Below are 16,166 nucleotides of genomic sequence, written 5' to 3' on the forward strand. Positions count from 1 at the left end.
TGATTTTAAAACAAGGTGTTTAAAATTTATGTATTTGCGTAAAGTATCATAAAATGATAAATAGCATCATTCTGCCCCGACACTTCCTATCGTGTGGACACATCTTTATGAATGGTCCACCCTTCCATGGCAGCCTTAAAATATTTCAATCCTATCCATAGGGTCGTTATGCCCGGATGCCTTTTGCTTTCATAGCCTTTCCATCCGCCAAGTCTTGCTATCGCCCAAACATATCTCTTTAGCCCTTTTTCCTTGTACGGGTTTTTTTGTTTCTCTGTCCTACCTTCCAGTCTTATTATCTGGTGCTCTAAAAACGTTTGTTCTTCTTCCGTGAAACAGCTATCGGCGCTCATCTCTCCTTCTGGTACCGCATACGCCAGCCGCATCAAGAACAGTTTGATGATGACCTCCATTATCAACAAGCTCAGTTTTCTTACCGATGACCCATACTCCAGCTCTGACGCCTCGATATTGTAGCCCTCTTTTTTTAATATCTTGAACACCTCTTCTATGGTCCACCTCCACTTATACCATTCCACGCACATTTCTGCCATTTCCAGAGTCTCTATGGGCAGGCTTGTCAACAACCTCCAGCACACCCTGTCCGGCCCGGTACGGTTCGCCTCTTTGGCCTCTACCAGGTATAGTTTTATGCTGGGTGCCACTGCTTTGCTTGCCGCCCTGGTCCTTTTAAGTTCCACCTCTTTATATCTGATTTCAATTTTTGCAATCCTTTTTTTTCTTCTGGTCTTTGCACAGGCATCCACCTGTACCTCATAGGATCCTTGATAGGGTTGGTCCGCCAGGCAGCTAAACAATTTTGACCCATCCGCCAAGGTCCTATCCGTACGGGCCCTTATCAATAGATCTGTTTGTGCATCTGGTATGGTTGCAAACTGTTCGTAGATATCGCCTTCCCTATCTTGTACGATCACCATTCCCGCTACCACGCCCCTTAGCGAGGCCTGTGTGTTTTTGGAAACTTCTATCCACTTATAGGACTCTTTTTCTTCTATGGGCAGCTTGCCGTACTGTCTTTCATGCTTTGATGCGAACTCCAAGGGCCTGTTCCAGATCTTTATATCAGAATAGCCGTAGGGGGTGCCGCTCACGGCATCCAAGACCAAACTTGGGTGGATGAAGAACCCCAGTCCCTGGGAATTCTTCGCATTGGTCGTGCCCACAAAGCCATCTTTATTGATCCTATTACCATGGCTGCTTAGGTTGACCTCCGTGGTATCTTGGATACAGACAACAAATTTGCCCGCACAAGCCATCTGGCAATTATGTACCAAGTTCTCTACTATATCTCCTTCACTGACCCTATCGTTCTGCAAAAAACGGTAAACGGCCTTTGCGTCTGATTCGTTCCTGCTGAGCTGACGGATCGAATGGACGCTCTTGCTGAACAGGTCCGATAAAATCTTGTTGCCCCGATAAACCAACCGTTTATCCCCTAAGCCTGTGAACCCCCTTCTCATTTTTTGAGTAAAATTAATGCTAATCCCTTAAAATATTAAATAATTGTGTCCACACGATAGGACACTTCGGGGGGGTTTCAAAAACGCATAACACCAAGAACCAATATAGTAAATGATACCCTGAAATAAATTCAGCGTGACGAAATTACTATAGGACAAAAAACGGATATACAATTAAAATTTAAACCAAGATATACATTTAAGCCATAAAGCTTAAAATCCATCTGTTTATTTTCCGAAGAAAAAAGTACAAAAGGGAATATTCCATAAAAGTCAACCTGCTAACAGCGTGCTAATTATCTATTTAAGATAAATTCTTTTAAGCTTTCTAAAAAAACTATATTTGTAGGCTTAAATAAAATTGCCCATTACAGGCAATACCTACTTTGAAATGACCCATGAAGAACATACGTAACTTTTGTATAATTGCCCATATAGACCACGGGAAAAGCACCCTCGCAGATAGATTGTTGGAGTTTACAGGATCTGTGACCGATCGTGAAAGTCAGGCTCAATTACTGGATAGTATGGATCTGGAACGAGAGCGGGGAATAACAATTAAAAGTCACGCGATCCAGATGGATTATACATATAAAGGGGAACAATATGTATTGAACCTTATTGATACTCCCGGACATGTGGATTTCTCTTATGAAGTTTCGCGATCCATCGCAGCTTGTGAGGGTGCTTTGTTGATTGTAGATGCAGCACAAAGTATCCAAGCGCAAACAATTTCGAATTTATATTTGGCTTTGGAAAACGACCTGGAGATTATCCCTGTTCTTAACAAAGTCGACCTTCCAAGTGCAAATGTGGAAGTGGTAACCGATGATATAGTAGAATTATTAGGGTGTAAAATAGAAGATGTAATTCCCGCCAGTGCTAAAACCGGGATAGGAATTGAGGAGATCCTCTCTGCAATTATCGAGCGTATTCCTGCGCCTACCGGCAAAATAGACGCCCCACTTAGGGCATTGATCTTCGATTCTGTTTACAATCCGTTTAGAGGTGTGGAAACGTATTTTAGAGTTATAAATGGTTCGATCAAAAAAGGACAACACATAAAATTTGTTGCTACAGGAAAAGATTATTTCGCAGATGAGGTTGGTACCTTAAGATTGAAACAGGATCCAAAAAAAGAAATTAAAGCGGGAGATGTTGGATATTTAATTACCGGAATTAAAGAAGCCCGCGAGGTAAAAGTAGGAGATACGATTACCGATGCGAAAAACCCAACCACGGAAGCCGTTGCCGGGTTCGAAGATGTAAAACCGATGGTATTTGCGGGGATATATCCTGTAGATACCGAAGATTATGAGGATTTGCGTTCTTCTATGGAAAAACTTCAGCTAAATGATGCTTCCTTGGTATTTATTCCAGAAAGCTCTGCAGCTCTAGGTTTTGGATTTAGATGTGGATTCTTGGGAATGCTTCACCTGGAAATTATTCAAGAAAGACTGGAGCGTGAATTTGATATGACGGTTATTACAACTGTCCCCAACGTATCTTACCATGCATTTACCCATAAAAACCCAGAGACAAAGATACTGGTAAACAATCCATCTGATCTTCCAGACCCATCAAGTTTAAATAGGGTGGAAGAACCTTATATAAAGGCTAGCATTATTACAAAAGCCGACTTTGTGGGGTCTGTAATGTCCTTATGTATTGATAAACGGGGACAAATCACCAACCAAACCTATCTTACTCCAGAACGCGTAGAATTGACTTTTGATATGCCTTTGGCTGAGATTGTTTTCGATTTTTACGATAGGCTCAAAACCGTTTCCAGAGGATATGCTTCTTTTGATTATTCTCCAATAGGAATGAGGGCATCCAAACTTGTAAAAGTGGATGTTTTGCTTAACGGAAGTATTGTTGATGCACTTTCTGCTTTGCTACATGCTGATAACGCTTATGATATTGGTAAGAAGATGTGCGAAAAGTTGAGGGAATTAATACCAAGACAACAATTTGATATCCCTATCCAGGCCGCTATTGGTGCAAAGATCATTTCTAGAGAGACTGTGAAAGCCTTGAGAAAGGATGTTACCGCGAAATGTTATGGTGGTGATATTTCCAGAAAGAGAAAATTATTGGAAAAACAGAAAAAAGGTAAAAAACGTATGCGATTGGTAGGAAATGTAGAAATTCCCCAAGAGGCGTTTATGGCAGTTCTTAAACTGAACGATTAAAAGACAACTATACTTAATTGGGAGTTTTAAAATCATTAGTATCCCGTTAAAGATTAAAGACCGCTTCCCTGCTAGAGAAAAGAACAAAGACTTAAGGCTCTAGTTTAAAATAGTGTTGTTTTGAAGTACTCCCCGCAGGGGAAGCCCGCCTATTGGCCGCTTGCCTAAACTAGGGCCAGACTTGACTGTGAGTAACCGATAAATAATATGAAATTTGTGTGATTATTATAAGAAATCTAGACAAAATTAGGATCAAAAGCATGCTCTTAAATACGACCACCGGAATGCTTAAAGCGATCGCTCTACATCTTCTTTTTTCTGTTCCTCTTTTGTTGGGATTTCTTTTCCTAGATACACCAAAATATAACCTTCTTTAATTTCTACTTCCTGGCTGTGCGACGGAATGATTTTTAGGTCTCCAGTGTCACTCTTCACAAATAGTGGCACCATTTCCGATTCTGTTTTGGAAATCTCTATAATACCTTCATAATGATCCCTGCTGTTTAAAACGATCTCATGAATGTTTGGATACCTTCTAGATACTTCTGTAAGCTTGATAAAATCGTCTGTGTGAGAGAACAGCCCTTCTTCCGGGTTTCTTTCCGGATCACTCATTTCATCGGCAGAGATAAGCCTGAAGGATCCCTGTTCCCCAAATTGCTTCTTAAATTTATTGATAGCTGTTTTATTGATATCACTGTTTCCTGTGATTGCCATTAAATATCCAATATCACTTAATTCGATATTATTTAACAGATCGTCGGAATATACACTTCCTTCTAAAGCTTCAATTCCCAGGGCCCTTGCTTTTCTAATATTTGAAGCGTTATTATCTACAAGTACGACATGCCTTTTATTTTCCTTCAAATATTTTGCTATAATTCTAGATACTGAAGAAGCTCCAACAATGAGTATCCCTTCAGAATCCGTGATAAATACTCCTACAAGTTTAGCAAATAACCGTGCAGTGGTTGCATTCAGCAAAACGGAACATAATACGATCATAAAAACCAAAGGTGTGATATATTCGGCTCCCTCCACGCCCTCGCTGGCTAATTTTAATCCGAATAATGAAGCAATACCGGCAGCTACAATACCGCGTGGCCCCACCCAACTTATAAATGCAATTTCATTGATTTTTAATCCCGAACCTAAAGAACTTAATGTCACGCCCAAGGGTCGAATTATAAGCATTACAATTCCAAATAAGATCAAGGCTTTCCAGTTATAAATAAGCAACAAATCGTTCATGTCCATGTTTGCCGCCAATAGGATAAAAAGTATGGATATTAGCAATACACTTAATGATTCTTTAAAATATAATAGTTCTTTTAGGTTTGGTAATTTGGTATTTCCCATCACCATTCCCATTACTACCACCGCTAATAGTCCGCTTTCAAGTGCAAAAATATCCGACAATACAAAAACACCCAACACAGTGGCTAGGGTAAATACATTCAGCAAATAATGCGGAATTATATCTTTTTTTATTGAAAATGCTAAAATATGGGCAAAAGTGAATCCAAAAGTGAATCCGAACAATACGATCTTTCCAAATTCTATAAGCGCTGTTTGGGTGAAATCTTGTCCGCCTTCAACCAAAATAAATTCGTAAACCAATACGGCAACCAAGGCTCCAATAGGGTCTATTAAAATTCCCTCCCATTTTAAGATGGAAGAAACATGTTTTTTAAGAGGGATGTTTCTAAGAATAGGTGTTATTACTGTAGGGCCGGTTACAATAATCAAGGAAGAAAACAGAAAAGAGATTTCCCACGAGAAATCGTAGATAAAATGTACGGCAAGCGCTGCGCCAAAAAAGGTAACAACTACCCCAATGCTAATCAATTTCACAATCACAGGGCCTACGTTTCCAATTTCGCTTTTCCGCAGGGTCAGCCCACCTTCAAAAAGAATAATTGCGATGGCCAAAGAAACAAAGTAAAACAAACTTTCTCCCGGGAACAGGCCTTCTTGCCCATTCCAAATGGGTTCTATCCATTTTGTCCCATCTTCAGAAAGCAACGTAGAAATAGGCCCTACAAAAAGCCCGATTAAAATAAGGGGTAAAATGGCTGGAATCTTTAATTTCCATGCTGTCCATTGGGCCAATATTCCCAATATAATTATACCTGCGAGTTCTAACATTCAACTATTTTTTTGTGCGCATTATAGAGAGCATATCCCTTTTTATTTCAAAAAGATGGTTCCCATGTCGGATTACGGCATGTTTGTAAAATAGAATTAAAATTGCAAAAATAGGATGTTTCTGGTAAATAAAATTGTTTGAACCGCATACAACCCCAAAAAAAACGATAATACCTATTCCAATACTCAATTTTTTGTTAAAAACGCCAAATTCTGAAGAGGAGCTCTCTAGTAAGTTTTGCGCTTTTAGTACTTTGCATGCTTAAATTTAGTAAAATGAAATTATATCCTATAGAAGCCGGAAATTTTAAGTTGGATGGGGGTGCCATGTTTGGCGTGGTTCCAAAATCGTTATGGAATAGGACCAATCCTGCAGATGAAAACAATATGATAGATATCGCCGCTCGATGTTTATTGATAGAGGAAGGCGATAAGCTTATCCTGATAGACACGGGCATGGGGGATAAGCAAAGTGAGAAGTTCTTTGGACACTATTACCAATGGGGCGAACATTCAATAGATAAATCCCTTAAACAACATGGTTTTCATAGAGATGACATCACCGATGTTTTTATGACCCACCTACATTTTGACCATTGTGGAGGAAGCGTTCAATGGAACAAGGAACGAACGGGCTATGAACCTGCTTTTAAAAACGCTGGATTTTGGAGCAATAAAGAACACTGGGCTTGGGCTACACAGCCAAACGCCCGCGAAAAAGCTTCGTTTTTAAAAGAAAACATCATCCCCATGGAACAAAGCGGAAGGCTTCATTTTCTGGAAAAAGATCCCTCAGAAAGTTTTATCACAGCAGGGCAACTTGGTTTTGGTGTGTTATTTGTAGATGGACATACAGATAAACAAATGATCCCGCATATCAAATATCAAGACAAAACCTTGGTTTTTATGGCAGATCTTTTACCAACAGCTGGGCATGTCCCAATTCCCTTCGTAATGGGCTATGATACGCGACCTCTGTTGACACTAGGTGAAAAAGAATTGTTCATGAAAAAAGCGGCAGATGAAAACCTCTATTTATTTTTGGAACATGATGCCCATAACCAAATTATAACCGTGAAAAACACAGAAAAAAGTGTGCGATTGGACAAAACTTTTACTTTTAACGAACTCTTTAACTAAATTACCAAAATGAAAATACCCTTTATTAAGCCCCTATTTATTGCAGGAATTGCATTTACGTTCGCAGCCTGTGGTACCACAAACCCTGTTCTTGTCTCTACCCCGATAGAAAATATAGATGAGATTCCTTTAAAAATCATGCCCCTTACAGATATCCAACTAAAAAATTGGGGCCAGTACGATTTGGTTACAGATACCATTCCTGGAATGAGTATAGATAAGGCCTACAGCCAGATTATTAAAAATAAGACCGGGAAACAAGTGATCGTTGCAGTTTTGGATAGCGGAGTAGATATAGGGCACGAAGACCTAAAAAGTGTTGTTTGGGTAAACAGGGGAGAAGTGGCCAACAATGGAAAAGACGATGATAGAAATGGGTATATAGATGATGTACATGGTTGGAATTTTCTTGGGGATGCGGTAAAAGAGAATATGGAATATACCCGTATTTATAAGCGCTTAAAATCCAAATATGATGGAAAACCGGCAAGCGCAATAAGCGCTGGAGATAAGGCAGAATATGATGTTTATGTAAGTGCAAAGGCAGAATACGAAAAGGAATATAATGAAACGCTTCAAAATAAGGATCAGTACGATCAAATAAAACAACAGCTTACCATTGCGCATAAAGCGGTTTCAGCAAAACTTGGAAAAGAAGATTATACCAAGAAAGAATTAGCGGCCATGACTGCTACTACGCAGGAAATGCAGCAGTATAAGGCGATGCTTTCCCAAATTCAGAATAATGTAGATGAAAATATTCCAACGGCATTAAAAGAACTGGATGAGGCAATAGAATATTATGCAAATAGAATAGATACGCACTTTAATTTGAATTTAGATGGCAGAGCGATTGTAGGGGATAATCCTTACGATATCACAGACAATAAATATGGAAACAATAAAGTCTCTGGACCATCAAAAGATAAAGAAGATATAAAGCATGGAACGCACGTAGCGGGAATTATCGCCGCAAAAAGGAATAACAATATCGGAATTAATGGAGTGGCCAATAATGTAAAAATAATGGCAATTCGTGCTGTACCAGATGGGGATGAATATGATAAGGACATCGCGTTAGGGATTCGTTATGCCGTAGATAACGGCGCAATAGTGATCAATACCAGCTTTGGGAAATACTTTTCCCCAAATCCTGAATTTGTGACAGACGCCTTAAAATATGCCGCTTCCAAAGATGTGCTAATCGTAAATGCAGCAGGAAACGAAGGACTGGATCTGGACACTAAAATGGTATATCCAAACGATCAAACCCCTCAAAATTCAACTGAAATAGTAGATAATGTATTGACGGTTGGAGCTCTTAATTATGAATATGGTTCTGGTCTGGTTGCAGGCTTTTCAAACTATGGAAAATCGAATGTAGATGTTTTTGCACCGGGAACCAAGATTTGGTCTACCACTCCAAATAACACGTATGAATATTTACAGGGAACTTCTATGGCTGCACCTGCGGTAGCTGGGGTAGCGGCGATCATTCGTTCTTTTTATCCAAAATTAACCGCTGCCCAGGTTAAAAATGTTATTATGAACAGTGGGGTGTCAACAAAAGCATCGGTAGTTGTTAGTGAAAATAGCTTAAACAAAAAGTTCACAGATCTTTCCGTTTCCGGGAAGATGGTCAACTTATATAATGCGCTTATTTTAGCCGAAAGAGAATCCAAACAATAAATTATGAAAAGCATATTTCTAGCAATAACAATTTTCACAAGTGTTTGGGCGCAAGCTCAAAACAACACTTCCTACTGGCAACAAAAAGTTGACTATAAGATGGAAGTTGATATGAATGTGAAGAATTATCAATACACAGGAAAGCAAGAGCTGGTATACACCAACAATTCCCCAGATACCTTAAACCGTGTTTTTTATCATTTGTTCTTTAATGCCTTCCAACCGGGAAGCGAAATGGATGTGAGATCTAGAACCATTAAAGATCCAGATAGCAGGGTAGGAGACAGGATTTCTAAATTAACCGAAGCAGAACAAGGATATTTAAAAGTGAATTCCTTAACCCAAGATGGAGCAACACTTTCTTTTGAAGAGGTTGGAACCATATTGGAAGTGGAACTTAGCAAGCCGATTTTACCTGGCGAAAAAGCGACTTTTAAAATGGATTTTAAAGGGCAGGTGCCTCAGCAAATTAGAAGGTCTGGTAGAAACAATGCCGAAGGAGTAGCACTTTCCATGACGCAATGGTACCCTAAACTGGCAGAATACGATTTCCAGGGATGGCATGCAGATCCTTATATAGGTCGTGAATTTCACGGGGTATGGGGGGATTTTGATGTAAAAATTTCTATCGATAAAAAATTTACCATAGGTGGAACCGGATATCTTCAAAACCCACAAGAAATTGGATATGGGTATGAAGCTGAAGGCACTAAAGTAAAACAACCCAATGGGGAGAAGTTAACCTGGCATTTTATAGCTCCGATGGTGCATGATTTCGCTTGGGCTGCAGATCCAGAGTTTGTTCATGATAAAAGAACTGCTGCAGACGGTACTGTTTTGCATTTCTTGTACAAAAACGATCCCGAAATAAAGGAAAATTGGAAAAATCTTCAGCCTAAAACAGAAGAATTATTGTTGTTTTTCAACAAACATATTGGTCCTTATCCTTGGGAGCAATATTCTGTGATCCAAGGTGGAGATGGCGGAATGGAATATGCAATGGCTACCTTAATTACCGGAAAACGCAGTTTTGGAAGTTTGGTTGGGGTTACCGCCCATGAGTTGGCCCACGCTTGGTTTCAGCATTTATTGGCCACCAACGAAAGTGTGCACGAGTGGATGGATGAAGGCTTCACGTCCTACATTTCAACCTTGGCAGAAAATGAGATCAGCGATTCTAAAGATGAAAATATTTTTGCTGGTTCTTTTAGAGGCTATGTTGGTTTGGCAAAATCTGGAGTGGAGCAACCACAAAGCACGCATGCAGACAGGTATAATCTTAACGGCGCTTATGGTGCTGCTGCATATACAAAAGGATCTGTTTTCTTGGCCCAGTTGGGATATATCATTGGACAGGAAAACCTTCAAAAAACATTGAAAAGATATTATGATGAGTGGAAATTCAAACATCCAACCCCAAACGATTTTATTAGAATTGCCGAGAAAGTTTCCGGAGCAGAACTGGATTGGTATTTAATAGACTGGACACAAACCACCAATACTATAGATTATGCGGTTACAGGTCTTACTGAAGAAGGAGAAACTACTATAGTGAACCTTGAGCGCAAAGGATTAATGCCAATGCCTTTGGATGTGAAGGTTACGTATACCGATGGAACTTCAGAAATGATCTATATTCCATTGCAGATGATGCGTTGGAACAAACCAGCTGAAGATGATGGCATGGAAAGAACAGTTGTGAAAGACTGGGCTTGGGCATATCCTACTTATAAACTAAGTATCGCTAAGCCAAAAAGTGCCATTTCCAATGTGCAGATAGATCCTACTGGTTTAATGGCAGATATCAACAGAGAAAATAATGCGTTAAAACAAGCAGTTGCGACAGAAGAGAAATAGTATTTCTTAACTATTTTAATCTTTTTAAAATAAAAGAAAATCCGTTTTGGGAATTCCCGAAGCGGATTTTTTTAATTTAGCAAAATCAACCGCTAATAATGAGTGAAACCTTTCCTGCTTCAGAAAAACTGAAAAGCAAAATTTTAATAGATACCCTTTTTACGGAAGGGAATTCCATTAAACAGTTTCCCATTAAACTGCTCTATCATCCTATTGAAAACCCAGAAATTACTACTGGCAAGACCGGTGTTTCGGTTCCGAAAAGGAATTTTAAAAAAGCCGTAGAGCGCAATTATTTGAAAAGGCTTATGCGGGAAGCTTTCAGGAAAAATAAGTACCTTGTAGAAAGCAACTTAAGTCAGAAATACGCGTTGATGTTCATATTTACCGCACGTAAAAAATATGAAGCTCAAGAGATCTCAGATTGCATTATTCAGCTTTTGAACAAATTAAAAGAAAAGGAGGCCGCTCATGAAAACCAGGATCATTAAAAGAATTTCTATAGTATTTATAGCCATAACCCTCTTTATTGGGGCAAGTTCCTTTAGAACCGATTTTTTTGAAATCGCCAAACAATTGGAAATTTTCACTACCCTGTTTAAGGAGCTGAACATGAATTATGTGGATGAAACCAACCCTGCAGAATTGATGGATACCGCTATTAAAGCGATGTTGGCAGATCTGGATCCTTATACAAATTATTACAACGAACAGGATGTGGAAGCTGCCAGAATGAACACCGCTGGCGAATATCAAGGTATTGGTGCGACAGTGAGAATTCAAGAAAAAAGTTTTGTGATTGTTGAAACCTATAAAGATTTTCCAGCGGACAAGGCGGGTTTAAAGCCGGGGGACGAAATAATAGCCATTGGAGGGCTCCCTGTAGCCGATTTTACCGATAATGCTTCAGATTTGCTTAATGGCGCTCCTAATTCACAAATCACCCTTACTTATTTAAGACAAGGAAAAAAACTATCTACTACCTTAACAAGGGGTCTGGTTACCTTAAAAGCTGTTCCCTTTTATGAATTATTAAGTGATAATACGGGATATATCGTGCTCTCGCGCTTTAATGAAAATGCCTCTCCAGAAACCATAAAGGCTTTAAAGGACCTTGAGGCAAAAGGAGCTACAAAAATAATTCTCGATCTTAGGGGAAATCCAGGAGGTTTGCTGAGTGAAGCTATTAATGTAAGCAATATTTTTTTGGATAAAGGGCAATTAATAACCACTACAAAATCTGTAATAGAAAAATACAACCGGGAATATTTCACCCAGAAAGAACCAATAAACACTAAAATTCCGTTGGTGGTAATCATCAATGGACGAAGTGCCTCGGCCAGTGAGATTGTTGCGGGCTCCATACAAGACCTTGATAGAGGTGTAATCGTAGGTGCTAGAAGTTTTGGAAAAGGTCTGGTACAGCGGCCAAAGGAGTTGGCTTATGGTACTCAATTAAAACTCACTATTTCCAGATATTATACACCAAGCGGACGCTGCATTCAAGCTTTGAATTATAGAGAACGGGACGAAGAAGGAAAAGCGATTAGAACGAAATTAGAAGATTACAACGAATTTAAAACCAAGAACGGAAGAAGCGTTTTTGATGGTGGAGGAGTATTGCCGGATATCACTTTAGAAACTTCAGAATTTAGCGCTATTACAAATGCATTGTTGGCCAGCAATGCTATTTTCGATTTTGCTACCCAATATTATTATACCCATAAATTGGAAAGTCCACGGGTTTTTAAATTTACAGATGAAGATTATAAGGCTTTTAAAACGTATTTGAACACAAGTGATTTTAGCTACCAGACCCGTGCCGAAAAAGACTTGGAAGAAGCATTAATTACTGCTGAAGAGGAAGGCTTTAGTGAAAATATATTGGATAGTTATAAGCAAACCTTAACTGAAATTGAAGTTGCTAAAAAAGCAGATCTAGATGTTAAGAAAGCAGAAATAACCACTCTATTAACAGATGAAATAATTAGAAGATATTTCTATCAGGAAGGTTTATATCAGCATTATATACTTGAAAATCCTGAAATTATTGAAGCTCAAGCGATTTTAAAAAATACTTCTAGATATTCTGGGATTTTAAAGTAAAAAACATGGTTGGGTAAAGTTACATTGCGCCCTGGAGGTTTCAGCATCTCATTTCCATATAATATGTAAGACGCTTAACCAAGTAACCCATTAACATTTTCTTATTTAATTGTGAACATAGATCCTGAAACCAGTTCAGGGTGACGATACGGAATTAACGTCATGCTGAACTTGGTTCAGCATCTCAATTATATATTTTTATGGAACTGGAACTCCCGATGCTTCGGAGCAGGGTGACGTTATGATCTTATCATACCAATATGCGGAATTCCATCTTCCAAATATCCTTCTCCTATTTGTTTAAAATCGTGGTTTTCATAAAACGATCAACAGAATGGTAGATGGCAACCCAATTTATCAAAATCAAATTAAACAGATGCTAAACGTATAACTCAATAATTGTTTTTATTACTGGTCACACACTGACGATACGGGTGGACGAAAAATGGATATACTATAACTCTTGAACCTCCGAATATCTAAAACAATCGGCTTCGTGATCGTTGATCATTCCCGTGGCTTGCATATGAGCATACATAACGGTAGAGCCCACAAATTTGAATCCACGTTTTTTAAGGTCTTTGCTTAGTGCATCACTTATTTGGGTAGTTGGTGGCGCTTTTTTATAATCGATAACAGTATTTGTTACCGGTTTTCCATCTACAAATCCCCAAATGTATTTGCTAAAGCTCCCAAACTCTTGTTGCACTTTCATAAACAACTGCGCGTTTGTCACCGTGGCCCTTACTTTTAACTTATTTCGAATAATCCCGGCATCTAGCAAAAGCTCCTGAATTTTCTCTTCAGGATAGTTTGCAATCTTTTTATAGTCGAAAGCATCAAAGGCCTTTCTAAAATTTTCCCTTTTCCGAAGGATAGTGATCCAGCTTAATCCCGCCTGAAAAGTTTCCAAGACCAAGAACTCAAAAAGGGTAGCATCATCATAAACGGGAACTCCCCATTCTTCATCGTGATAGGCTTCATATAATGCATCGCCCTCGCACCATCCACAACGTTTTTTCTCGCTCATACTGCTTAAGGCTTAAAATTATAGGTAATTGTTCCGGGTTGGGAAGAACGCCCCGGCATCGAGCTGAAATATGCCTGATTTGCATATTCCTCAGCTTGGTCGGTCAAACACTCATTATTGGTAGAGGAACTACTTTTATTTACACTAGTAGATATAACTCGTCCGTCTTCATTAACAGTGATATTAATCACCACTTTTCCCGATCTATCGCAGGTATAAATAGGATTTGGAATCTCGATAGCGGTGCGTCCCTTAAGTGAATAAGAAATAGAACTGTTATCTATCCCACCTTTCTGAGTCGACACTTTTTCCGAAGATTTATCCCCATCAGATTGTTTTTTGGGTTCTTTTTTATTTGCTGAAGCGAGATTGTAACTACCCACAGTGTTGGAAGCATTTTCATCTGAAGATTCTAATTCGGCAGCGCTGTTCTTCTGAAAGATCTCATTTAATTGTTCATTGAAATTGGCATCTCTGGCCTCCTGATTTTGATTGAAGGCCTGATGGGTTTCAATATTCTCTCGAGCTTTGGAGGGCGCCAATTCCTCTGGCTCCTTTTCTTCCTCAACCACTTCTTCCACTTTAAAACTATCAAGATCAACCAAAAACTCACGTTCTTTTTGAATATTATTGGAGAGGCTTAAATTATATAAACTCAATAATAATACGGCAAAAAACAACAGCGTGATGATCAGGGCTTTATGTCTGTCAAAAAAATCCATAGAATTTAAACTTCGAAAACTTAAAATTATTCTGCGATCAAGGTAGCAATTTTTCAAAAGAATCAAGATCCAGCGAATCTACTACATTAAAAGTGCCAATTTTAGTTCTTCTTAATGTAGAAAGATGTGCTCCAGAATTTAGCGCTTTCCCAAAATCATGGGCAAGGCTTCTAATATAGGTGCCTTTGCTGCAGGTCACTCTAAAATCTACTTTTGGCATTTCAATATTTGTGATTTTAAAAGCTGAAATAGTTACTTTTCTGGATGGAATTTCCACATCTTCTCCATTTCTGGCGTATTCGTACAGGCGTTTTCCATCTTTTTTCAATGCTGAAAATACTGGGGGAACTTGTGAAATTTCCCCGAGAAAATTCTTTGTTGCTTCATGAATATTTTCTTCGGAAATATCAGTAGTAGGAAAAGTTTGATCAATTGCTGTTTCCAGATCATAGGAAGGTGTGGCCCCCCCTAAATTAAAGGTGCCGGTATATTCCTTTTCTTGCCCTTGTAATTCTTCTATTCGCTTGGTGAATTTTCCTGTACAAATTATAAGTAATCCAGAAGCCAATGGATCCAAGGTTCCTGCATGGCCTACTTTAATTTTTTTTATATCGCAACTTTTGCGAATAAGCCAGCGCACTTTATTTACCAGTTGAAAAGAAGTCCAGCCCAAAGGTTTATCAAATAATAGGATTTGTCCATCTTTAAATTCTTCCGGGGTGAAAATTTTAGTTTGCATATCCAAAGCCAATGGCGATTATTCCAACAATTAGGCAATAAATAGCAAAATAGGAGAGTTTGCTATTCTTTACCAATTTTATCATCCAAGTACACGCAGCGACTCCTGCTAAGAATGCAGTCACAAATCCAATTACTAAAATAGAGGATTCTGTAGAGCTTTCAGAAAGGTCTCCGCTAAGAACGTCTTTGGCAATTTTTCCTAAGATCAATGGCACTACCATTAAAAATGAAAATCGTGCTGCTTTTGCTTTGTCGTTACCCAATAAAACAGAAGTAGAAATTGTGGCGCCAGATCTCGAAATTCCCGGTAATATTGCAATTGCCTGAGAGATCCCAATTACAAATGCATTTCTAAAGCTTACAGGTTTTTCGGTGTTTTTGGCTTTATCTGCCAACCATAATAATAAAGCGGTTATAATTAGCATAAAACCAACCAATAATAAATCACCTCCAAAAAGCACTTCCATTTCATCTTCAAATAGGATTCCCACTAATGCTGCCGGGATCATGGAAAGAATGATCTTTAAAGAAAACTGGGTCTCCTCATTCCATTTAAATTGAAAAAGTCCTTTAAAGATTTCTATAATATCTTTTCTAAAAACCACAATGGTACTAAGTGCGGTTGCAAAATGCAATACTACTGTAAAGAGTAAAGATTCACTAGGAATGCTGTTGTCTCCAAGAATGGCTTTTCCAAGTTCTAAATGCCCGCTGGAGGAAACAGGTAAAAATTCGGTAAGTCCCTGAATAACACCAAGGATTACGGCGTCAAATTCGTTCAAAGCAGATTATTTTTTGTTGGGATTCAATAAGATGGCGTAGACTTCTATTGCGAAACCTATCAAGACCAACGCCGGTGCCAATCGGATTCTCTGAAAATTATAGATGTCGGGATTAAATATATTAGGATCGTCGCTACCTCCGCCAGACATCAATATAAAACCAAGAGCAATCACGGCTAGGCCAATAAACATAAAAGTATAGTTGGGTTTCCCGAAGACAAAATTCAGGTCTTGTTTATGAAGTGGTTTTTTGTTTTTGTTCATCAGTAGTTATT

Annotated in this window: 13 protein-coding genes; 6 read left to right on the plus strand and 7 right to left on the minus strand. The window is 38.7% G+C overall.

Going from position 1 to position 16,166, the window contains the following annotated elements; genetic code table 11:
• Window positions 1–86: 86 nt before the first annotated feature.
• Window positions 87–1,481, minus strand: a complete 1,395-nt coding sequence (locus tag JM83_RS07830; protein WP_144959452.1) for an IS4 family transposase — start codon at window positions 1,479–1,481, stop codon at window positions 87–89.
• 398 nt (window positions 1,482–1,879) lie between these two features.
• Between JM83_RS07830 and lepA the strand changes: the two genes are divergently transcribed.
• Window positions 1,880–3,676, plus strand: a complete 1,797-nt coding sequence (gene lepA / locus JM83_RS07835) for a translation elongation factor 4 (protein WP_144960928.1) — start codon at window positions 1,880–1,882, stop codon at window positions 3,674–3,676.
• A gap of 288 nt (window positions 3,677–3,964) precedes the next feature.
• Here lepA and JM83_RS07840 read toward each other — a convergent pair whose 3' ends face one another.
• Window positions 3,965–5,824, minus strand: a complete 1,860-nt coding sequence (locus tag JM83_RS07840) for a cation:proton antiporter (RefSeq protein WP_144960930.1) — start codon at window positions 5,822–5,824, stop codon at window positions 3,965–3,967.
• Between the two features lie 276 nt (window positions 5,825–6,100).
• Here JM83_RS07840 and JM83_RS07845 point away from each other — a divergent pair, with 276 nt between their 5' ends.
• From JM83_RS07845 to JM83_RS07865, 5 genes are all read left to right on the plus strand, one after another.
• Entirely contained in the window at window positions 6,101–6,964 is an 864-nt protein-coding gene (locus tag JM83_RS07845; protein ID WP_144960932.1) for an MBL fold metallo-hydrolase, read from the plus strand.
• A 9-nt stretch (window positions 6,965–6,973) separates the two neighbouring features.
• Window positions 6,974–8,653: a S8 family peptidase gene (locus JM83_RS07850; RefSeq protein ID WP_144960934.1), complete on the plus strand. Its 1,680-nt coding sequence runs from the start codon at window positions 6,974–6,976 to the stop codon at window positions 8,651–8,653.
• Between the two features lie 3 nt (window positions 8,654–8,656).
• On the plus strand, window positions 8,657–10,510 hold the full coding sequence (locus JM83_RS07855) for a M1 family metallopeptidase (protein WP_144960936.1): 1,854 nt from the start codon (window positions 8,657–8,659) through the stop codon (window positions 10,508–10,510).
• Between the two features lie 98 nt (window positions 10,511–10,608).
• Complete coding sequence (gene rnpA, locus JM83_RS07860) at window positions 10,609–11,001, plus strand: ribonuclease P protein component (RefSeq protein WP_144960938.1); 393 nt, start codon at window positions 10,609–10,611, stop codon at window positions 10,999–11,001.
• A complete protein-coding gene (locus JM83_RS07865; RefSeq protein WP_144960940.1) occupies window positions 10,982–12,616 on the plus strand; it encodes a S41 family peptidase in 1,635 nt (544 codons plus the stop codon). Before rnpA ends, JM83_RS07865 begins: the two co-directional genes overlap by 20 nt.
• A gap of 454 nt (window positions 12,617–13,070) precedes the next feature.
• Here JM83_RS07865 and JM83_RS07875 read toward each other — a convergent pair whose 3' ends face one another.
• The 5 genes from JM83_RS07875 to JM83_RS07895 are packed head-to-tail and all read right to left on the minus strand — an operon-like array spanning window position 13,071 to window position 16,155.
• Entirely contained in the window at window positions 13,071–13,646 is a 576-nt protein-coding gene (locus tag JM83_RS07875; RefSeq protein WP_144960942.1) for a DNA-3-methyladenine glycosylase I, read from the minus strand.
• Window positions 13,647–13,651: 5 nt separating this feature from the next.
• Window positions 13,652–14,368, minus strand: coding sequence for a TonB family protein (locus JM83_RS07880; RefSeq protein WP_144960944.1), 717 nt, complete (start codon window positions 14,366–14,368; stop codon window positions 13,652–13,654).
• Window positions 14,369–14,405: 37 nt separating this feature from the next.
• Window positions 14,406–15,107, minus strand: a complete 702-nt coding sequence (gene truB / locus JM83_RS07885) for a tRNA pseudouridine(55) synthase TruB (protein WP_144960946.1) — start codon at window positions 15,105–15,107, stop codon at window positions 14,406–14,408.
• On the minus strand, window positions 15,097–15,891 hold the full coding sequence (locus JM83_RS07890; RefSeq protein WP_144960948.1) for an undecaprenyl-diphosphate phosphatase: 795 nt from the start codon (window positions 15,889–15,891) through the stop codon (window positions 15,097–15,099). The genes truB and JM83_RS07890 overlap by 11 nt, the downstream gene beginning before the upstream one ends.
• 6 nt (window positions 15,892–15,897) lie before the next feature.
• Window positions 15,898–16,155 (minus strand): DUF3098 domain-containing protein, encoded by a 258-nt coding sequence (locus JM83_RS07895; protein ID WP_144960950.1) that lies wholly within the window; start codon window positions 16,153–16,155, stop codon window positions 15,898–15,900.
• Window positions 16,156–16,166: the final 11 nt, after the last annotated feature.

The sequence above is a fragment of the Gillisia sp. Hel_I_86 genome, assembly GCF_007827275.1.
Lineage (GTDB): Bacteria > Bacteroidota > Bacteroidia > Flavobacteriales > Flavobacteriaceae > Gillisia.

Coding starts and splice junctions, on each gene's coding strand:
- JM83_RS07845 (WP_144960932.1), top strand. CDS start 6,101: ATGAAATTATATCCTATAGAAGCCGGAAATTTTAAGTTGGATGGGGGT.
- rnpA (WP_144960938.1), top strand. CDS start 10,609: ATGAGTGAAACCTTTCCTGCTTCAGAAAAACTGAAAAGCAAAATTTTA.
- JM83_RS07850 (WP_144960934.1), top strand. CDS start 6,974: ATGAAAATACCCTTTATTAAGCCCCTATTTATTGCAGGAATTGCATTT.
- JM83_RS07880 (WP_144960944.1), bottom strand. CDS start 14,368: ATGGATTTTTTTGACAGACATAAAGCCCTGATCATCACGCTGTTGTTT.
- JM83_RS07855 (WP_144960936.1), top strand. CDS start 8,657: ATGAAAAGCATATTTCTAGCAATAACAATTTTCACAAGTGTTTGGGCG.
- lepA (WP_144960928.1), top strand. CDS start 1,880: ATGAAGAACATACGTAACTTTTGTATAATTGCCCATATAGACCACGGG.
- JM83_RS07865 (WP_144960940.1), top strand. CDS start 10,982: ATGAAAACCAGGATCATTAAAAGAATTTCTATAGTATTTATAGCCATA.
- JM83_RS07830 (WP_144959452.1), bottom strand. CDS start 1,481: ATGAGAAGGGGGTTCACAGGCTTAGGGGATAAACGGTTGGTTTATCGG.
- JM83_RS07875 (WP_144960942.1), bottom strand. CDS start 13,646: ATGAGCGAGAAAAAACGTTGTGGATGGTGCGAGGGCGATGCATTATAT.
- JM83_RS07895 (WP_144960950.1), bottom strand. CDS start 16,155: ATGAACAAAAACAAAAAACCACTTCATAAACAAGACCTGAATTTTGTC.
- JM83_RS07840 (WP_144960930.1), bottom strand. CDS start 5,824: ATGTTAGAACTCGCAGGTATAATTATATTGGGAATATTGGCCCAATGG.
- truB (WP_144960946.1), bottom strand. CDS start 15,107: ATGCAAACTAAAATTTTCACCCCGGAAGAATTTAAAGATGGACAAATC.